This window comes from Mesorhizobium sp. IMUNJ 23232, from assembly GCF_044326205.1.
Taxonomy (GTDB): domain Bacteria; phylum Pseudomonadota; class Alphaproteobacteria; order Rhizobiales; family Rhizobiaceae; genus Kumtagia.
On sequence record NZ_JBIRCY010000074.1, the window covers coordinates 14,916 to 31,861 of the forward strand.

Here is a 16,946-nt window from a genome sequence, read left to right on the forward strand (position 1 = left end):
ATAGAAACATAAAAGCTGCCTTGAAATCCGCGCCGAAACGGCGGGAAAAGCCAGGAACTGAATGCCAGGGTAGCGTTGCCCGACTGCCTGCTACTCGGCCGCGCGGACCATCGGCTCGGCTTCCGGCTGGTCGAGCCGCGCAAGCAGCCGGTCGCGCTCGGCATCGGCCTTCGCGACGCTCGCCTGCTTGACGTGGCCGTAACCGCGAATCAGGTGCGGCAGGGAAGCGAGCGCCACGGCCGCCTCGATGCGGCGCGGCTCCAGGACGGACATGATGCGATCCGTATCCTCCTGGTAACGCTTGAGCAGCATGCGCTCCATCCGCCGCTCGTCGGCATAGGAGAACGGATCGAACGCCGTCCCGCGTACCCCGCGCAACGCCGCAAGGACTTTGAACCCCTTCATCATCCACCCGGAGAATCTGGATTTGAGCGGTTTGCCGTCGGCGTCGCGGCGTCCGAGGATCGGCGGGGCGAGATGGAATTCGAGCCGGTCGAAACTCTGGAATTCCTGGCTCAACTGTCGCTGGAACGAGCCATCCGTATAGAGCCGCGCCACCTCGTATTCGTCCTTGATGGCCATCAGCTTGAACAGGTTGCGGGCGATCGCCTCCGTCAATTCCGTCGAGCCTGGCACCGCCTTGGCCTCAGCCACACGCACGGCGGCGACACGGTCGAGATAGCGCTTCGCATAGGCCGCGTTCTGGTAGCCGGCCAGGAAGGCGGCGCGGCGCGATATCACCTCGTCCAGCGACTGCGACGGCGCCGCAATCTGCGCCACTCCCAATCCGGCTGCCAGCTTGCGCACGAATTCCGGATCGTGCGCGGCGCGGCGGCCCCAACGGAACGCGGCGACGTTCATCGCCACCGCCTCGCCGTTCAGTTCGATCGCCCGCTCCACGGCTTCCGCCGACAGCGGCAGCGCGCCGGTCTGATGGCTGAAGCCGAGCATGAACATGTTGGCGCCGATCGAATTGCCGAACAGCGCGCTGGCCGCCCGCGTCGCGTCGAAGAAATGCGTCCGCTCGTCGCCGGCGGCCTTGCGGATCGCCCGTTTCAGCCGCTCGGTCGGCAGCGAGAAATCGGCAACGCGGGTGAAATCGCCCGGCATGATCTCCGCCGTATTCGCAACGAAAGTCGTGTGCCCTTCACGCACCGCCGCCAGCACCTTTCGCGAGCCGGAGACGACGAGATCGCAGCCGAGGATCAGGTCGGCCTTCCCAGCCGAAACCCGGATCGCGTGGATTTCCTCCGGCGACCTTGCGATGCGGACGTGCGTGAACACCGCGCCGCCCTTCTGCGCCAGCCCGGCCATGTCGATCATGCCGCAGCCCTTGCCCTCCAGATGCGCCGCCATGCCGAGGATTGCGCCGATGGTAACGACGCCCGTGCCGCCAACGCCGTCGATAATGGCCGACCAGCCGTCGCCGCCGAGCGCGAACGGCCGAGGCTCCGGCACGCCATCGAGCGGGTTCACCGATCCCGCCAGGCCCCCGGCCTTCCTGATCTTGGCGCCATGCACCGTCACGAAGGACGGGCAGAACCCGTTGACGCAGGAAAAATCCTTGTTGCAGCTCGACTGGTCGATGCGCCGCTTGCGGCCGAACTCGGTCTCCACCGGCTGCACCGACACGCAGTTCGACTTCACCCCGCAGTCGCCGCAACCCTCGCACACCAGCTCGTTGATGATCACCCGCTTGTCGGGGTCGGGAAACGTACCGCGCTTGCGCCGCCTGCGCTTTTCCGCCGCGCAGGTCTGGTCGTAGATCAGCACCGACACGCCCTTGACCTCACGCAGCTCGCGCTGCACCCGGTCCATGTCGTCGCGGTGGTTGACCGTCGTGCCGGTCGGAAAGTTCGCGGGGCCATATTTGTCCGGCTCGTCGCTGACCACGGCAATGCGCTCGATGCCCTCGGCGCGCACCTGCTCGGCGATGGCGAACACCGTCAGCCCACCCTCATGCGGCTGGCCGCCGGTCATGGCCACGGCGTCGTTGTAGAGGATCTTGTAGGTGATGTTGGCGCCCGACGCCTTTGCGAAACGCATCGCCAGGCTGCCGGAATGGTTGTAGGTGCCGTCGCCGAGATTCTGGAAGATGTGCTCGCGCGTCGTGAACGGCGCCTGCCCGACCCACTGCGCGCCCTCGCCGCCCATGGCGGTGAAACCCGAGGTCGAGCGGTCCATCCACAGCGCCATGAAATGGCAGCCTATGCCGGCGGCCGCCACCGAGCCTTCCGGCACCTTGGTCGAGCTGTTGTGCGGGCAGCCCGAGCAGAAATATGGCGTGCGCTGGCCGATGTCTTTTGTGTCGGCCAGCATCGCCTGGAACTGGCGCAGCCGCGCCGCCCGCGCCGCCACCTCCTCCGAATGCCCGATGGTGCGCAGGATGCGGTCAGCCAGCGCGATGGCGATCTCGTTCGGATCGAGCGCCCCCTTCGCCGGGAACAGCCAGCTCCCGCGCTCGTCGGTCTTCCCGACCACCAACGGCCGATGAGCGGTATTGTAGAGCGCTTCCTTGACCTGCACCTCGATCAGCGAGCGTTTTTCCTCGACGACGACGATCGTTTCCAGCCCGTCGGCGAATTCGGCGATGTGCTCGAAATCGAGCGGCCAGGGCGCGCCGACCTTGAACAGCCGGATGCCCAGCCGGTTGGCCGCCGCCTCGTCGATGCCGAGATCGTCCAGCGCCTGACGCACGTCGAGATAACTCTTGCCGACAGTGATGATGCCGAGTTTTGCCCCGCGTCCGCCCGAATAGACGATGCGGTTGATGCCATTGACGCGGATGAAGGCAGCGACCGCCGCCCGCTTGTATTCATGCAGCCGCGCTTCCTGTCCTAGCTGGTCGAGCTCGTTGCGGATGCCGATCCCGCCCGGCGGCATGTCGACCTCCGGCAGCACGATCTTCACCCTGTCCAGCGAAGCGTCGACGGAGGCCGTCGATTCGATGTTGTCCTTGACGCATTTGATCGCGGTCCAGGTGCTTGAGAACCGCGACAGCGCGTAGCCGTAGAGCCCATAGTCGATCAGTTCCTGCACGCCCGCCGGATTGAGCACCGGGATCATCGCGTCGACGAAGGCGAACTCGGTCGCATGGGCGTTGGTGGACGACTCCGCCATATGGTCGTCGCCCATCAGCGCCAGCACGCCGCCATGCTTCGACGTGCCCGCAAGGTTGGCGTGGCGGAACACGTCGCCGGAACGGTCGACGCCCGGCCCCTTGCCGTACCACAGGCCGAACACCCCGTCGTGGCGGCCCTCGCCGGCCAGCTCCGCCTGCTGCGTGCCCCAGCAGGCGGTCGCCGCCAGTTCCTCGTTGAGGCCGGGCTGGAAGACGATGCTGGCGTCGCCGAGCTGTTTTCGCGCCTTCCACAGCTGCATGTCCAGCCCGCCCAGCGGCGAGCCGCGATACCCAGAGACGAAACCTGCGGTATTCAGCCCGGCCAGCCGGTCGCGCTCGCGCTGCATCAGAAGCATGCGCACGATCGCCTGGGCACCGGAAAGGAAGACGCGCTCCTTCGACAGGTCGAACTTGTCGTCGAGCGCGACGTCGTGAAGGGTCATGCGTTAATGCCTGTCCGGGAGCCTGCCCGAGTCGGGCAGCCCTCGTGGGTTCGTTGCGGCGGACTCTTTCGTTCCTTGAACCCCGCGTCAAACAAATTTGCATGAAAGCCCGGTAACATCGGGTCACCTTACATCCGATGTCGCTCAGGTCCCTGCCGGGGTTCAAGGGATGCGATAGACGGATACATGCGAACGCGAATCAGCGGTGAACGCGGACCCGGCCCAATCCGCATGCCGGCTCTCCAGCTCGAACCCCGCCAACTCGGCCATGAGGTCGAGTTCCGCCGGCCAGATGTAGCGATGTGGTGAGCGCATCAGCCGGGCCTCTCGGCCCTCGCCAAAGCGGAAATGGTGCGACACCACCTGCTGCCGCAGCACATCGTATGTGTCCAGCCCGATATAGCCGCCTTCGACCTGCCAGACGACCGCCTGCTGGCCCGGCGGCAGCTTTCGCAATTCGGGAACCCAAAGCTCGATCACGAATCGGCCACCGGGCGTCAGATGGCGCGCCGCGTTGCGGAAGCACGCCACCTGCTCGGCCTGCGTCAGCAGGTTCGATATCGTGTTGAAGACGAGGTAGACGAGCGCAAACCTCCCCGGAGCCGCCGCCGTGGCCATGTCGCCGATGACAACCGGGATCGTCGCCTCGTCCACCTTTTCCCGTAACCGCGCAACCATCGGAGCCGACATTTCGATGCCGGCAACAGGCACTCCGCGTTCGCTCAGCGGAACGGCCACCCTGCCGGTCCCGATCGCGAATTCCAGCGCCCGACCGCCGCCGGCGAGTTCGGCAAGGCGATCGACTGCCGGCCCCAATATCTCGGGCGCGAACATGCCGGTGCCCGGCGTGTCGTAGCTGCCGGCCGCCTCCTCGCCCCAGATGTCTTCATAGCTCATGATGCGAACTATGTGGCCCGCCGTACCGGCTGTCCAGCGATCCGCTCCGGCTGCCGCTCAACTAGCCCTGGCCGGACAAGGCGGCTTGTCTGCGCCGGGCAGCTTGCCGTCCGGATGCCCGGCGAGTTCGGGGTTCGGTTCATAGAGCGGGCCGACGACCAGCGGCCGGTCCGGCAAAATATCCTGGTCCTCGCTGGAGGTGATCGTCGTCTCGATGGTCTGCTTCACCGTCCCGCCGACGTCCTCGATCCGGATCGAGACCGCATAGGGGCGGTCCTTGACCACGCAGCGCAGCGGCGGGCTGGTGATCGTCGTCTTCGCCAGCTTCGGCCAGATCTTTTCCCGAACGACGATCGGCGCGCCACCCGCCGGATCCTCGAAACTGACGACCGCCGTCTCGCCTTCCTCCGGCGGCTTCACCGGTGCGATGTTGACCAGATAGGTCGCCGTTGCGATCCGGTAGTTGAATACGAATATCTTGCCGTCGAGCCGGTAGTATTCGCCCTCGCCTCCGCTATCACGGCAGGAGGCGACCGCAAGACCGGCCGCCAGCAGGACAACGATTTGCACCAGGCGGCCCAATTCACGCATCGGCGTCCTCCAAAACCTTCCGCCGCCGGTAATGCCGCTGCGCCTTCCGCCGGTTGCCGCACACCGTCATGTCGCACCAGATACGGCTGCGGTTGCGGCTCTCGTCGAGGAACAGCCAGCGGCAATTGGCGCAAATCCTGATCCGTTCCGCCCGCGCCGGCGGCAGCAGCGACAGCGCCGAGACCGACAGCGCCGCCTCGAAGGCGATCGGCTGGCCCGGCTCGCCCGGCATCGGCCTTCCCGTCCCGATCCGCCCGCCATGCCCGGCAAGGCCGTCGGCGCAAGCGGAGAGGAACGAGGCCAGGTCGTCCGTTTCGACACCACCATGCAGCACCCCGCGTCGGAACAGACGGTCCGTAGCCTCACGCAGCACCAGCACTTTCGGCGCAATCGCTCGTGGGTCGGCCACGGCGAGCGAGCGTGATCCCAGTTCGGCGGCCCGCTGCACCGTCGCCGCCTCGGCAAACCGACCGATTTCCCCAACATCGTCGAAGCGGTCGAACGACCGCGCCGTGTCGCCGCGCAGCACGACGGTGTTGGCAACATCGAGCGCCAAAACGCCGCCGGAGAAGCGATGCGGTATCCATGAAACAGCCATACCGGATAATCTAACTGGTAAACGTCATTTGACAAGTTAGATTCATCGTCGCAATCTTCAGCCAAGGCCGTGCCTCCGCGCGGTGGACGGACGCATGCTCTATTTCCTGCAACAGCTTCTGAACGGCCTGCACATCGGCGCGATCTATGCGCTGCTGGCGTTCGGCTACGCGCTGATTAACGGTGTGCTCCACCGCACCAACCTTTCGCACGGCGCCATCTTCGGCTTTGCCGGCCAGATTTTGATCCTTGCCGCCGTATTCGGATGGCAGGTCCTGTGGCTCACCCTTCCCGCAACGCTGCTGCTCGGCACGCTGGCGGCATTGGCTTATGGAGCCCTCGTCTCCGCCATTTTAGCGCGCAGCGTCTTCCAGCCGCTGGCCGACCGTTCGCCCAACACCATCGTGGCGGCCACCCTCGGCGTCTCGCTGGTGCTGATGGAAATGGTGCGCATCGCCGCCGACACTCGCGACTTCTGGCTGCCGCCGCTTCTCTCCGAGCCCGTTGTCTTCGCCTCGCAAAACGGCTTCCGGCTGACACTGACGGTATTGCAAGTCATCAACTGCGGCGTCGCGGCTTTGCTGCTCGTCGCCTCGTCGCGGGCGCTGGCCGGCAGCCGCTTCGGCCGGGAATGGCGCGCCGTCAGCGACGACCCGCTCGCGGCCGCCTTCTGCGGCGTCGATACGAAAAAAGTGTTCCGCCAGGCCGTCGTCCTAGGCGGTCTCGCCGCCAGCGTCGCCGGCATCCTCGCCGCGCTCTATTATGGCAACATCAGCTTCGGCAGCGGCCTGATCTTCGGGCTCAAGATCCTGTTCGTGACGGCGGTCGGCGGCTACCTTTCGCCGGCCCGCGCCGCGCTCGGTGGCGGCGCCTACGGCATCGCCGAATCGCTGTGGTCGGGTTATTTCCCGATCGAATGGCGGGACGGCTGGATGCTCGGCCTGCTCGTCGCGCTTCTGGTGCTGAGGCCGGAGCGCTCGCAGCCCGACAGGGTCGGCGCGCCGGGATAAGACATTCGTCGAATGTCGCGCCAGACCCGCGCCGTTCCGCAAGGGCAGTTGGCATAATCTTCGGCTCTATCTGCACCATGCCGTGTTGACGCGCCGCCCCGGTTCTGATTACCGATGGACGAAAGGGCGACAAGAATCCCGAGCCAACCATCCGCGAAGCGGCGAACAAAGAGGGAGGACACCGTGGAAGCGGCATTGGCGATCACGCGGGTGATCGATGAACTGAACCGCCGAATCGGCATCATCGCCATCTATCTGGTCCTTTTCGCCTCGCTCGTCAGCGCCTTCAACGCCGTCTTCCGCTATTCGACCAACGGTCTGATCTGGCTTGAGCATTCGGTCGGAGGGGGCGTCTTCGGCGGCATCATCGACCTTTACCGGCAGAACTCGAACGCGCTGACCGAACTGCAATGGTACATGTTCGCCGGCATGGTGATGCTGGGCGGCGCCTGGACGCTCAAGGTGAACGAGCACGTCCGCGTCGACCTTGTCTACGGGGCGGTCAGCGAGCGCACCCGCACCTGGATCGACCTGCTGGGCGGCATCTTCTTCCTGCTGCCGATGTGCGCGCTGATGATCTATTTCACCTGGCCGTGGTTCATGCAGGCTTGGATTACCAATGAAGGGTCCAATCAGGCCGGCGGGCTGGTGCGATGGCCATTCAAGCTCGTCGTGCCCATCGGCTTTTTCCTGGTTGGCCTCCAGGGCGTTTCGGAAATCATCAAATGCTTGCTCGCGCTGACGACGAACTACGTCCGCGAATACGCCTATGAGAAGCCGGTGCAATGATCGACCTTCTCATCCACTACATGGCCCCATTGATGTTTTTCGGGCTGATCCTCTTCATGGTGATCGGCTATCCGGCGGCTTTCTCGCTCGCCGCCGTGGGGTTGTTCTTCGGGCTGATCGCCATTGAACTCGGTCTGATCGCGCCCGATTTCCTCGGCAATCTGGTCTACCAGCTATCCGGCACGCTCGAAAATCAGCTACTGCTGGCCATTCCGTTCTTCACCTTCATGGGCGTGATTCTGGAGCGGTGCGGCCTCGCCGAGGACCTCCTCGAAGGTTTTGGTCAGCTCTTCGGCGGCGTGCGCGGCGGTCTTTCTTATGCAGTCATCCTGGTCGGCGCCGTTCTGGGCGCCATCACCGGCACGGTGGCGGCCTCGGTCATCGCCATGGGTCTCATCTCGCTGCCGGTGATGATGCGCTACGGCTACAACGTCCGTCACGCGACCGGTGTCATCGCCGCATCCGGCACGATCACCCAGCTCATCCCGCCCTCGCTGGTGCTGATCGTGCTCGCCGACCAGCTCGGCAAGTCGCCGGGCGACATGTATATCGGCGCCACCGGCGCCAGCATCGTGCAGGTTCTGCTGTTCGCTGGCTGGGTGTTCATTCTGTCGATCATCCGTCCGCATTATGTGCCGGCCCTGCCGCCGGAGGCCCGTACGCTGCGCGGCTGGCCGCTGCTGTGGAAATGCGTCAAGGGCATGGTGCCTTCGCTGGCGCTGATCTTCATCGTGCTCGGCACCATCTTCATGGGGCTTGCGACTCCCACCGAGGCCGGGGCGATGGGCGTCGTCGGCGCCATGCTGCTCGCCTGGATGAACCGCCGCTTGACCTGGAAGCTGGTCTATCAAGGCATGGACATCACCATGCGGCTCACCGCCATGGTCGTCTGGATCCTGCTCGGCGCCCGTGTCTTCAGCCTGGTCTTCCAGGGTGTCGGCGGCAGCCACTGGATCGAGGGCATGCTGACCGGCCTTCCGGGTGGCGTTGTCGGCTTCCTGATCTTCACCCAGCTCTTCATCTTCGTGATCGCCTTCTTCCTCGATTTCTTCGAGATCGCCTTCATCATCATCCCGCTGCTGGCGCCGGCCGCGAGTGCGCTCGGCATCGACCTGATCTGGTTCGGTGTGCTGGTCTGCGCCAATCTGCAGACCAGCTTCATGCATCCGCCCTTCGGCTTCGCGCTGTTCTATCTTCGCGGCATTGCGCCGCGCGAAACCGTGCGAACCCGCGACATCTACATGGGCGCCATACCCTGGCTCGTCCTGCAGCTCATTCTCGTCGCCCTGCTGATCGCATTCCCCGAGATGGTCACCTATTTCCTCGACCCTGTAAGCTTGCAGGACCTCGACAAGTTCGAAATGCAGGTGCCCGGCGGCCCGGGCGCGGGCGGCGGCGACTTGAGTTCTCCTCCGGCCATGGACCTGAATACGCCGCCGAGCTTTGGCGACGCACCGCCCGCGCAGCAGACCCCGCCGCCGGCGAACGATCTGTCGAAGCCACCGGCTTTCGACTGATGGCGCCTGAAGCAAAAAAGCTCCCGAGGGATGCCCCGGGAGCTTTTCGTTTCTAAACCCGGCAAACTAAAGCTTGTTGCCCCGCTGCTGAAGCATCATGAAGGTGTCGAAGGTATATTCCGAAACCTGCGCCCAGAGATAAGCGTCCTTGCGGAACGCCGTCTGGCTATCCCAGATCTTCTTGAAGGCCGGATTTGAAGCGGTGATGTCCGCATAGGTCGCATTCGCGGCGTCGAAGCAAGCCTGCAGGATTTCCTGGCTGAACGGCCTCAGTTGCGCCCCACCGGCAACCAGGCGTTTCAGCGCGGCCGGGTTCTTCTGGTCATAGCTCGCCATCATGTCGCAGTTGGCCGCCTCGCAGGCCGAGCGCAGCACAGCCTGATAATTCTTCGGCAACTCGTTCCATTTCGCCATGTTGACCAGCGTGTGCAGAACCGGCCCGCCTTCCCAGAAACCGGGATAGTAGTAATACGGCGCGACCTTGGCGAAACCCAGCTTGTCGTCATCGTAGGGTCCAACCCACTCGGCCGCGTCGATAGTGCCTTTTTCCAGCGCCTGATAGATCTCGCCGCCGGCGATCTGCTGCGGGATGACGCCAAGCTTTTCGACGACTTTTCCGGCAAATCCTCCGATGCGCATCTTGACGCCCTGGAGGTCGGCAAGCGTGTTGATCTCCTTGCGGAACCAACCGCCCATCTGGGCGCCCGTATTGCCGCAGGCGAGACCATAAAGGCCCTGGGTGGCATAGAATTCGTTGAGAAGGTCGTTGCCGCCGCCATAATACATCCAGGCGTTCATCTGGCGCACATTCAGGCTGAACGGCACGGCGGTCGCCAAGGCATAGGTGGGATCCTTACCCCAGTAATAATAAGACGCCGTATGGCACGCTTCGACGGTGCCCGCCGAGGCCGCGTCGGCCGCCTGCAGGCCGGGGACGATCTCGCCCGACGCGAAGACCTGAATGTCGAAATTTCCATCCGTGGAGTCACGGACAAAATTGGCCATCGTCACGGCGGCGCCGAAGATCGTGTCGAGCGCCTTCGGAAACGACGATGTGCAACGCCAACTGATCTTGGGCATCGATTGCGCGATGGCCGGGGCCGCGAGCGTGGCGACCGCACCGGCGGCGCCCGCGCCGGCAAGTCCTGCTTTGGTCAGAAAGGCACGTCGATCCATGAATATCCTCCCAAGGAAAGCGCCTCTCGACCGGTTGTGTTCTTCTCGGTCCTGGGCGCCGCGGCAATTCATGCATCCCGATAGGCTTTCGTCCAGTGCCTCATTGTGCCTTGGTCCAGACCGTGCCGAAACCAAACAAAAACCCCGGAGCGTCGCCGCTCCGGGGTTTCGGTGGAACAGGCAGTGACGATCAGAGCTTGGCGCCGCGCTGCTGGATCATCATGAAGGTGTCGTAGTTGTATTCGGCGATCTGCATGTTGAGGTAGTAGTCCTTGCGGAACGCCTTGATCGATTCCCAGATCTTCTTGAACGTCGGATTGGCGGCTTCCATTTCCGCGTAGACCTGGTTGGAGGCGTCGAAGCAGGCTGCCAGGATTTCCGGGCTGAACGGACGCAATTGCGCGCCGCCGGCGACCAGGCTCTTCACCGCCTTCGGATTCAGATAGTCGTATTTCTGCAGCATGTTGGCGTCGGCCGCCTGTGCCGCCGTGCGCACCAGCGATTTGTAATTGGCCGGAAGCTCGTCATACTTCGCCTTGTTGAACATCAGGTGGACGGTCGGGCCGCCTTCCCACCAGCCGGGATAATAATAGAACGGCGCCACCTTCTGGAAGCCGAGCTTCTCGTCGTCGTAAGGTCCGACCCATTCGGCGGCGTCGATCGTACCCTTCTCCAGCGCCTGGTAGATTTCACCACCGGCGATCTGTTGCGGGATGACGCCGAGCTTTTCCACGACCTTGCCGGCGAAGCCGCCGATACGCATCTTCAGGCCCTGCATGTCGGCGACGGTCTTGATCTCCTTGCGGAACCAGCCGCCCATCTGCACGCCGGTGTTGCCTCCGGGGAAGCCGACGATGTTCTGCGTGGCGAGGAACTCGTTGAACATGTCGATGCCACCGCCATGGTACATCCAGGCGTTCATGCCGCGCGCGTTGAGCGCGAAGGGAACCGCGGAGCCGAGCGCCCAGGCCGGGTCCTTGCCCCAGTAATAATATGCCACCGTATGGCAGGCTTCGACCGTGCCGGCCGACGTCGCGTCGGCGGCCTGCAGGCCGGGGACGATTTCATTGGCGGCGAAGACCTGGATTTCGAAATTGCCGTCGGTGGCCTCCGACAGCATCTTCGAAAAGACCACGGCGCCGCCATAGATGGTGTCGAGCGATTTCGGGAAGGACGAGGTAAGACGCCAGGTGATCTTGGGATTGGACTGGGCGATTGCCGGCGCCGCGAGTGCGGTGGCGGCGGCAGCGCCGACGCCGGCCGCGCTGGCTTTCTTGAAGAACGAACGACGATCCATGAATTCCTCCGATCTGGATCTGGGGGATGTTACCTTAAGGAAACTGTTGATTTTCCTTGGCTGAAGACTTCGCACAATACACGCGGTCGATGCCAAGTCCAGCGCGCGAAAGCCACGAATCCGGCACTGGCGCGACAAATTCCGGATCGATCGAAACCGCCTGCGACTTTAGTTGCAGAGTTCTTCTCCGCCGGCATTTCGCCTGTATCGACCACCCTTGGCAATCCGCCATCCGATCGCCTATTTTATACGCAATTCGTTGATTGCCCACGAAAGCCCGAACCAATGCAGCCGCTCGTCGCCGTTTCCACCGATGTCCGCCAGTTCGACAACTACACCTGGCACGCCGCGCCGCAGCAGTATCTGGAAGCGGCGATTGCCGGCGCCGGCGTGTTCCCTGTCCTTGTCCCGTCCTTCGGTGACCGGCTCGATCTCGACAGCCTGCTTGATTCGGTCGACGGCGTGATGATCACCGGTTCAAAGTCCAACGTGCATCCCTCGCTCTACGGCGGTGACGCCAGCGAGGCCAACGGCCCCTACGACCCGGCCCGCGACGCCACCACCCTGCCGCTGATCCGCAGGGCGATCGAGCGCGGCGTGCCACTGCTCGCCATCTGCCGCGGCATCCAGGAGATGAACGTCGCGCTCGGCGGCACTTTGGCCACCGAACTCCAGGAACGCGAAGGCTCGCTCGACCACCGCGCCCCGGTCAGTGACAATCAGGACGAACGCTTCGCCATCCGCCAGACCGTCTCGATCAAGCCAGGCACCTGCCTTGCCGGCGTCTTCGGCACCGGCGAGATTTTGGTCAATTCCGTGCATCGCCAGGGCGTCGGCCAGCTCGGCCCCCTCCTGGATGTCGAGGCCGTCGCCGAGGACGGAACCGTCGAGGCCGTATCGGCCCGCAATGCGCGCGCTTTCGCCGTCGGCGTCCAGTGGCATCCGGAGTACTGGGTTCACTCCGATTCCATCTCGGCACGAATATTCAGCGCCTTCGGCGACGCGGTGCGCGGGCATGCTTCAGCGCGGCTCGGGCTTCGGACGGCGGCGGAGTAGGCCGGCCACGCCCATCTTTCAGCGAACAGCGAACGACCGACACGCAATCAGCGCTTCTTGATCAACGCCGTCTCCGGCACGCCCGTCAGCGGCTTGCCTTCCGAAAACCACGAAATCAGATTGTCGACGACCAGGTCGGCCATGGCGTTGCGCGTATGCACCGAGGCCGAGCCGACATGCGGCAGCAGTGTGGCGTTGGGCAGGTCGAGCAGCGCCTGCGGCACATGCGGCTCCTTCGCAAACACGTCGAGGCCGGCGGCAAAAATCGTGCCGTTGGCGAGCGCGGCCGCCAACGCCTCCTCATCAACCGTGCTGCCACGCCCGATATTGATGAACACGCCATCCGGCCCGAGCGCCGAAAACACCGCCGCGCCGATCATCTTTTCCGTCGCAGCCCCCCCGGGCATGATCGAGATCAGCGTGTCGACCTCGCGCGCCAGCCCCTCCAGCGTATCGAAATACGGATAGGCAAGACCGTCGACCGGCCGCCGGTTGTGATAGGCGATCGGCACGCCAAAACCTTCCAGCCGCCGGGCGATCGCCTTGCCGATGCGCCCCATGCCGAGGATGCCGATCTTTCGGCCGCGCAGCGTCGTCCTGGTCAGCGGATACGGCCCGTCCTTCACCCAGCGCCCGTCGCGCAGCCAGCGCTCGGCGCGCGAAAACTCGCGCAGCGTGTTGAGCAGCAGCCCGAGTGCCGTATCGGCGACCTCCTCGGTCAGCACGTCCGGCGTGTTGGTGACCATCACGCTGCGCGTCGCCGCATGGCGCGCATCGACGCCGTCATAACCGACGCCGAAATTGGCGATGATTTCCACACTCGGCAGCGCATCGATGAACGCCGCGCCGGCGCCCGCGACGCTGGCGACACCACGAACCGACGCGCGCAGTTCTTCGGTGATCAGCGCGGCATCCGGCCGCTCGATGCGGACAAGGCGGAACGTGTCGCCCAGCCGCGCCAGCACGCGCTCATGCATGCCGCCAGGCACAAGGATCGTCACATCGGAAAGCGGCTCGGGCATGGTTTTGTCCTGCGGAAGGTTTCGGAATGAAGGTCGATCAGCGTTCGTGCGGACGTCCCGTCGACTGGCGCACATGCAGTTCCGGCTTGATCAGCTCCTGCGAGGCGCGCACCAGCGTGCCGTTCAGCTTGTCCAGCAGCGCGCGCGCCGCGCGCCGGCCGACCTCGCGCTGGCCGTTCCACACCGTGGTCAGCGCCGGCGTGGCAATGGCCGCCTCCTCCAGATCGTCATAGCCAGTGACGGAAATGTCTACACCCGGCACCAGCCCGGCGCGCGCGATGCCGTTCATCAGGCCGATGGCGACGAGGTCGTTCCAGCAGCAGGCCGCCGTCGGCTTGTCCTTCAGCGCCAGGAACTGGCTCGCCGCCTCGAACCCCGCCTGTTTGGTGCGCGGCCCCGGAATGCGCCAGGATGGTTTCACCTCCAGCCCCGCCCGGTCCATGGCGTTGACGTAACCCTGGTAGCGGTCGCGCCCCGTCGAGGTCTGGTCGGTGCCGCCGATCATCGAGATGCGCGTATGGCCGAGCGAGATCAGGTGGTTGGTCGCCAGCGCCGTGCCGTAGGCATCGTCGCCGCGGAACACCGGCACCTCGGCGCCCTCCACCGTGCGCGCGATCAGCACCGCCGGCAGGCCGTTCTCCTCGGCCATCAAAATGTCCTCGGGCGGCGTGCCGATCGCCGGCGACATGATCACCCCGTCGGCGCCAAGCTGCAGCAGCGTGTCGATGAAGGTGCGCTGCTTTTCCAACTGGTCGTAGTGGTTGGACAGGATAAAGGTTTGCCGGCTGCGGTCGAGCTCGCTCTCGATCGAGCGCAGGATTTCGGCGAAGAACGGGTTCATGATGTCATGCACCACGACGCCGACGATGCCGGAACGCGAGGTGCGCAGGCTGGCGGCGCGGCGGTTGTAGATGTAGCCGATGGTGCGGGCGTGGTCCTTGATCCGGTCGCGCGTCGAATCGGCGACGAGCGGGCTATCCCTCAGCGCAAGCGAGACGGTGGCCGTCGAAACCCCGAGGGCGTCGGCGATCGTCGAAAGCTTGATCTTCTGGGCCAGCGCGTCCTCCCCATGCTGGGTCTTTTAAACTGTTTAAACGGCGCTTATGCCACCGTTTTCCGCCCCGTCAAAGCGATTATTCACAGCTTGTCTGCCAGGTCGGCCGTATCTGCGTTGGGAGACGCCCGGTTCTTCAACCGCAGCCTATGCTCGCGATGGATGATGTAGAGGCCGCTGGCGATGATGATCGCCGCGCCGCCGAGCGTCCAACGGTCGGGCAGTTGCTGGAAGACGAGATAGCCGGACACGGTCGCCCACACCATTTGCAGATAGGGATAGGGCGCCAGCGCCGTCGTGGTGGCCAGCCTGTAGGCCTTGATCAGGAACCAGTGCCCCAGGCCGCCGAATATGCCGAGAAGCACAAGAACGACGCCATGCCAGAGCGAAGGCGGCGCAGAGGCGGTGAACGGCACCACCGGCGCCATCAGGATCGCGGGCGCCAGCGCCGAGTAGAAGATCAGGCTGGCAGGGGTTTCCGTGGCCGACATGCGGCGCGTCAGGATCACGTAGAAGCAGTAGCAAAGCGTCGAGCAGAGTGCCAGGACATGGCCGATGCCGAACGCGCCATAGCCCGGGCGGGTGATGACGAGCACACCGGCAAAACCGGCGAGCACCGCCAGCCAGCGCCGCCAGCCCGCCCATTCGCCCAGAAGCGGGCCGGCCAGCGCGATGGTGAGCATCGGCGCGGAAAAGGCGATCGCCGCGGCTTCGGCGAGTTGCAGGGTCTGCAGCGCAGCGAAATTGAAGGCCGTCGAGCCGAGCAGGCAGAGGCCGCGCAGCACCTGCATCGGCAGGCTTGCGACCCGGAACATGGCAAAATTGCTCCAACTGCGAAGCAGGACCAGCGCAAGCAGCGTGTGGCCGAGGAAACGCGCCCAGGCGACGAAGGGAGCCGCCATGCCGGAGACGACCAGATATTTCGCGCTGGTGTCCAGGGCCGTGAAAAGCAGGCCCGTCAAAAGCATGAGCAGGATCGCCGAGACCGGGGCCGCGGCCTCATGCTCTTCCGAAGATCGATTCAAAACCAGGGCCGACTTGCACTTGGGAGAGTTGAAGCCTTGTGGGCCATGCGTCGCCCACGCGCAAGCGGCTTTCTCACCGGTTTTCCATCGCTGCGCCGGCTGGCATCAATCGTCGGCGTCGTCCTCGTCGTCGGCCACCATGGCGGTGACGTCCGACAGGTTGGATTCGATGCGCGAAAGCAGCTTGACCAGCGACTTCTGGTCCTTCTTGTCCAGGCCCTTGAACGCCTGCTTTTCCGTCTTGCGCACCGACTTCTCGATGTCGCGGATCGCCTCGCGGCCGGTGTCGGTCAGGAAGATATGGGCCTGGCGCGCATCCGTCTCCGAGGCGCGCTTGTCGAGAAAACCTTGAGTCTGCAGCCGGTTGATCGTCTTGGTGATGGTCGGTGGGCGCACGCCGATGCGCATGGCGAGTTGCCCTGGCGTCTGCCCGTCCTCTCGGTCGAGCGCCAGCATGATCTGGTCCTGTCCGGCATAGAAGCCGTGCGCCAGCAGTCTCGCCGCCAGCGCCGTCCGCGCCAGCCGCGCCGTCGAATGCAGCCGCCCCATCGTCGCACTTCTGTTGGTCCTGGCCATTTCCCGCTCCCTCAGCGCCATTGCCGCCGCAAGCCCAGCATCGTTTCCATAAACTTTGCCGGCAACCGAATTCGGCAGAACGGCTAATGACAGACGTTCTTTACAATTACATGACAGTTGCGGGAGCGGCGACCGGAAGTGTCGCTCCCGCCCAAAGCGTGCCGCACCCGATCGGCTTGTTCCGCCACACCGGAACAGCCGATGGGTGGCCCTGCAACGCGATGTCGACGGTCGGACGGTATAAAAATGTCCGTACGATACCAGCAGCCGTTTGTTTCGACCGTCACCCGCCTTAATCGTCACGGCGATCATCGTGGTGCCGAACCTGAAGCTACTCTACGACACCTTCCTCGGATGATGCGCTAAAACTGGCCTGAAATCCGATCTCCGCTTTGTCGGCCTTGCCGGCCCCTTGGTCATGCTTGTTTCGCAAAAATCCACGCGGGTTCCGATCAACTCTCTGTTTCTGCTGGGCTTTACAAGCATGACATCCTTTTCGAACGGCGTTCCCCCACGACGGGGCATCGAGGTAGGCCGCCCCCTCTCTCGAAAAATCAAGCCCTTTCAATGTGTTGCGCTGATAGCGTGATGACTACTCACGGTACACGACAGTGCGGTCAGGGTGAGAACGGGATGATGTGCTTGGAATGAAGATTCCTCGGCAAAGGATCTTCACTCATGGCGCCCGTTCATACCGTTCTCATGGAGACGTTAGGCATCCACTTCGGACTGAGCAAGAGCCGGCTTTTGACACTTGCTGCTCTGGTCGTTGGGC

14 protein-coding genes are annotated in these 16,946 nt (G+C 64.2%); 4 read left to right on the forward strand and 10 right to left on the reverse strand.

What is annotated here, in order from left to right; translation table 11 throughout:
* Positions 1 to 90 precede the first annotated feature (90 nt).
* The 4 genes from ACH196_RS32970 to ACH196_RS32985 all read right to left on the reverse strand — a co-directional run bounded on the left by ACH196_RS32970 (position 91) and on the right by ACH196_RS32985 (position 5,650).
* Positions 91 to 3,564 (reverse strand): indolepyruvate ferredoxin oxidoreductase family protein, encoded by a 3,474-nt coding sequence (locus ACH196_RS32970; protein ID WP_396651077.1) that lies wholly within the window; start codon positions 3,562 to 3,564, stop codon positions 91 to 93.
* Between the two features lie 162 nt (positions 3,565 to 3,726).
* Positions 3,727 to 4,461: a class I SAM-dependent methyltransferase gene (locus ACH196_RS32975; protein ID WP_396651078.1), complete on the reverse strand. Its 735-nt coding sequence runs from the start codon at positions 4,459 to 4,461 to the stop codon at positions 3,727 to 3,729.
* Between the two features lie 57 nt (positions 4,462 to 4,518).
* On the reverse strand, positions 4,519 to 5,052 hold the full coding sequence (locus tag ACH196_RS32980) for a hypothetical protein (RefSeq protein WP_396651079.1): 534 nt from the start codon (positions 5,050 to 5,052) through the stop codon (positions 4,519 to 4,521).
* Positions 5,045 to 5,650, reverse strand: a complete 606-nt coding sequence (locus ACH196_RS32985) for a CGNR zinc finger domain-containing protein (RefSeq protein ID WP_396651080.1) — start codon at positions 5,648 to 5,650, stop codon at positions 5,045 to 5,047. Before ACH196_RS32985 ends, ACH196_RS32980 begins: the two co-directional genes overlap by 8 nt.
* Before the next feature lie 94 nt (positions 5,651 to 5,744).
* On the opposite strand from ACH196_RS32985, the gene ACH196_RS32990 reads away from it, so the two are divergent.
* The 3 genes from ACH196_RS32990 (at position 5,745) to ACH196_RS33000 (ending at position 8,965) form a co-directional block, all read left to right on the forward strand.
* Positions 5,745 to 6,659: a branched-chain amino acid ABC transporter permease gene (locus ACH196_RS32990; RefSeq protein WP_396651081.1), complete on the forward strand. Its 915-nt coding sequence runs from the start codon at positions 5,745 to 5,747 to the stop codon at positions 6,657 to 6,659.
* Positions 6,660 to 6,842: 183 nt separating this feature from the next.
* Positions 6,843 to 7,448 carry a TRAP transporter small permease subunit gene (locus tag ACH196_RS32995; RefSeq protein WP_396651082.1) on the forward strand — a complete coding sequence of 202 codons (606 nt, stop codon included), beginning with the start codon at positions 6,843 to 6,845 and terminating at the stop codon, positions 7,446 to 7,448.
* Positions 7,445 to 8,965 carry a TRAP transporter large permease subunit gene (locus ACH196_RS33000; protein ID WP_396651083.1) on the forward strand — a complete coding sequence of 507 codons (1,521 nt, stop codon included), beginning with the start codon at positions 7,445 to 7,447 and terminating at the stop codon, positions 8,963 to 8,965. The genes ACH196_RS32995 and ACH196_RS33000 overlap by 4 nt, the downstream gene beginning before the upstream one ends.
* 66 nt (positions 8,966 to 9,031) lie before the next feature.
* Here ACH196_RS33000 and ACH196_RS33005 read toward each other — a convergent pair whose 3' ends face one another.
* Both ACH196_RS33005 and ACH196_RS33010 read right to left on the reverse strand, forming a co-directional pair.
* Entirely contained in the window at positions 9,032 to 10,141 is a 1,110-nt protein-coding gene (locus ACH196_RS33005; RefSeq protein ID WP_396651084.1) for a TRAP transporter substrate-binding protein, read from the reverse strand.
* A 190-nt stretch (positions 10,142 to 10,331) separates the two neighbouring features.
* A complete protein-coding gene (locus tag ACH196_RS33010) occupies positions 10,332 to 11,438 on the reverse strand; it encodes a TRAP transporter substrate-binding protein (protein WP_396651085.1) in 1,107 nt (368 codons plus the stop codon).
* Positions 11,439 to 11,723: 285 nt separating this feature from the next.
* Here ACH196_RS33010 and ACH196_RS33015 point away from each other — a divergent pair, with 285 nt between their 5' ends.
* Positions 11,724 to 12,494, forward strand: coding sequence for a gamma-glutamyl-gamma-aminobutyrate hydrolase family protein (locus tag ACH196_RS33015; RefSeq protein WP_396651086.1), 771 nt, complete (start codon positions 11,724 to 11,726; stop codon positions 12,492 to 12,494).
* A gap of 47 nt (positions 12,495 to 12,541) precedes the next feature.
* On the opposite strand, the gene ACH196_RS33020 is transcribed toward ACH196_RS33015, so the two are convergent.
* From ACH196_RS33020 to ACH196_RS33035, 4 genes are all read right to left on the reverse strand, one after another.
* Positions 12,542 to 13,516 (reverse strand): 2-hydroxyacid dehydrogenase, encoded by a 975-nt coding sequence (locus ACH196_RS33020; RefSeq protein WP_396651087.1) that lies wholly within the window; start codon positions 13,514 to 13,516, stop codon positions 12,542 to 12,544.
* A gap of 37 nt (positions 13,517 to 13,553) precedes the next feature.
* Positions 13,554 to 14,573: a LacI family DNA-binding transcriptional regulator gene (locus ACH196_RS33025; protein WP_396651091.1), complete on the reverse strand. Its 1,020-nt coding sequence runs from the start codon at positions 14,571 to 14,573 to the stop codon at positions 13,554 to 13,556.
* Positions 14,574 to 14,653: 80 nt separating this feature from the next.
* Complete coding sequence (locus ACH196_RS33030; RefSeq protein ID WP_396651088.1) at positions 14,654 to 15,595, reverse strand: DMT family transporter; 942 nt, start codon at positions 15,593 to 15,595, stop codon at positions 14,654 to 14,656.
* A 105-nt stretch (positions 15,596 to 15,700) separates the two neighbouring features.
* The gene (locus ACH196_RS33035) at positions 15,701 to 16,171 is read right to left on the reverse strand and encodes a MarR family winged helix-turn-helix transcriptional regulator (protein ID WP_396651089.1); all 471 of its coding nucleotides are present in this window, start codon (positions 16,169 to 16,171) and stop codon (positions 15,701 to 15,703) included.
* Positions 16,172 to 16,946: the final 775 nt, after the last annotated feature.

Excerpts from the sequence above, each read along its gene's own strand:
- ACH196_RS32975 (WP_396651078.1), bottom strand. The coding sequence starts at position 4,461 with ATGAGCTATGAAGACATCTGGGGCGAGGAGGCGGCCGGCAGCTACGAC.
- ACH196_RS33015 (WP_396651086.1), top strand. The coding sequence starts at position 11,724 with ATGCAGCCGCTCGTCGCCGTTTCCACCGATGTCCGCCAGTTCGACAAC.
- ACH196_RS33000 (WP_396651083.1), top strand. The coding sequence starts at position 7,445 with ATGATCGACCTTCTCATCCACTACATGGCCCCATTGATGTTTTTCGGG.
- ACH196_RS33035 (WP_396651089.1), bottom strand. The coding sequence starts at position 16,171 with ATGGCCAGGACCAACAGAAGTGCGACGATGGGGCGGCTGCATTCGACG.
- ACH196_RS33010 (WP_396651085.1), bottom strand. The coding sequence starts at position 11,438 with ATGGATCGTCGTTCGTTCTTCAAGAAAGCCAGCGCGGCCGGCGTCGGC.
- ACH196_RS33005 (WP_396651084.1), bottom strand. The coding sequence starts at position 10,141 with ATGGATCGACGTGCCTTTCTGACCAAAGCAGGACTTGCCGGCGCGGGC.
- ACH196_RS32980 (WP_396651079.1), bottom strand. The coding sequence starts at position 5,052 with ATGCGTGAATTGGGCCGCCTGGTGCAAATCGTTGTCCTGCTGGCGGCC.
- ACH196_RS32970 (WP_396651077.1), bottom strand. The coding sequence starts at position 3,564 with ATGACCCTTCACGACGTCGCGCTCGACGACAAGTTCGACCTGTCGAAG.
- ACH196_RS33020 (WP_396651087.1), bottom strand. The coding sequence starts at position 13,516 with ATGCCCGAGCCGCTTTCCGATGTGACGATCCTTGTGCCTGGCGGCATG.
- ACH196_RS32990 (WP_396651081.1), top strand. The coding sequence starts at position 5,745 with ATGCTCTATTTCCTGCAACAGCTTCTGAACGGCCTGCACATCGGCGCG.
- ACH196_RS32985 (WP_396651080.1), bottom strand. The coding sequence starts at position 5,650 with ATGGCTGTTTCATGGATACCGCATCGCTTCTCCGGCGGCGTTTTGGCG.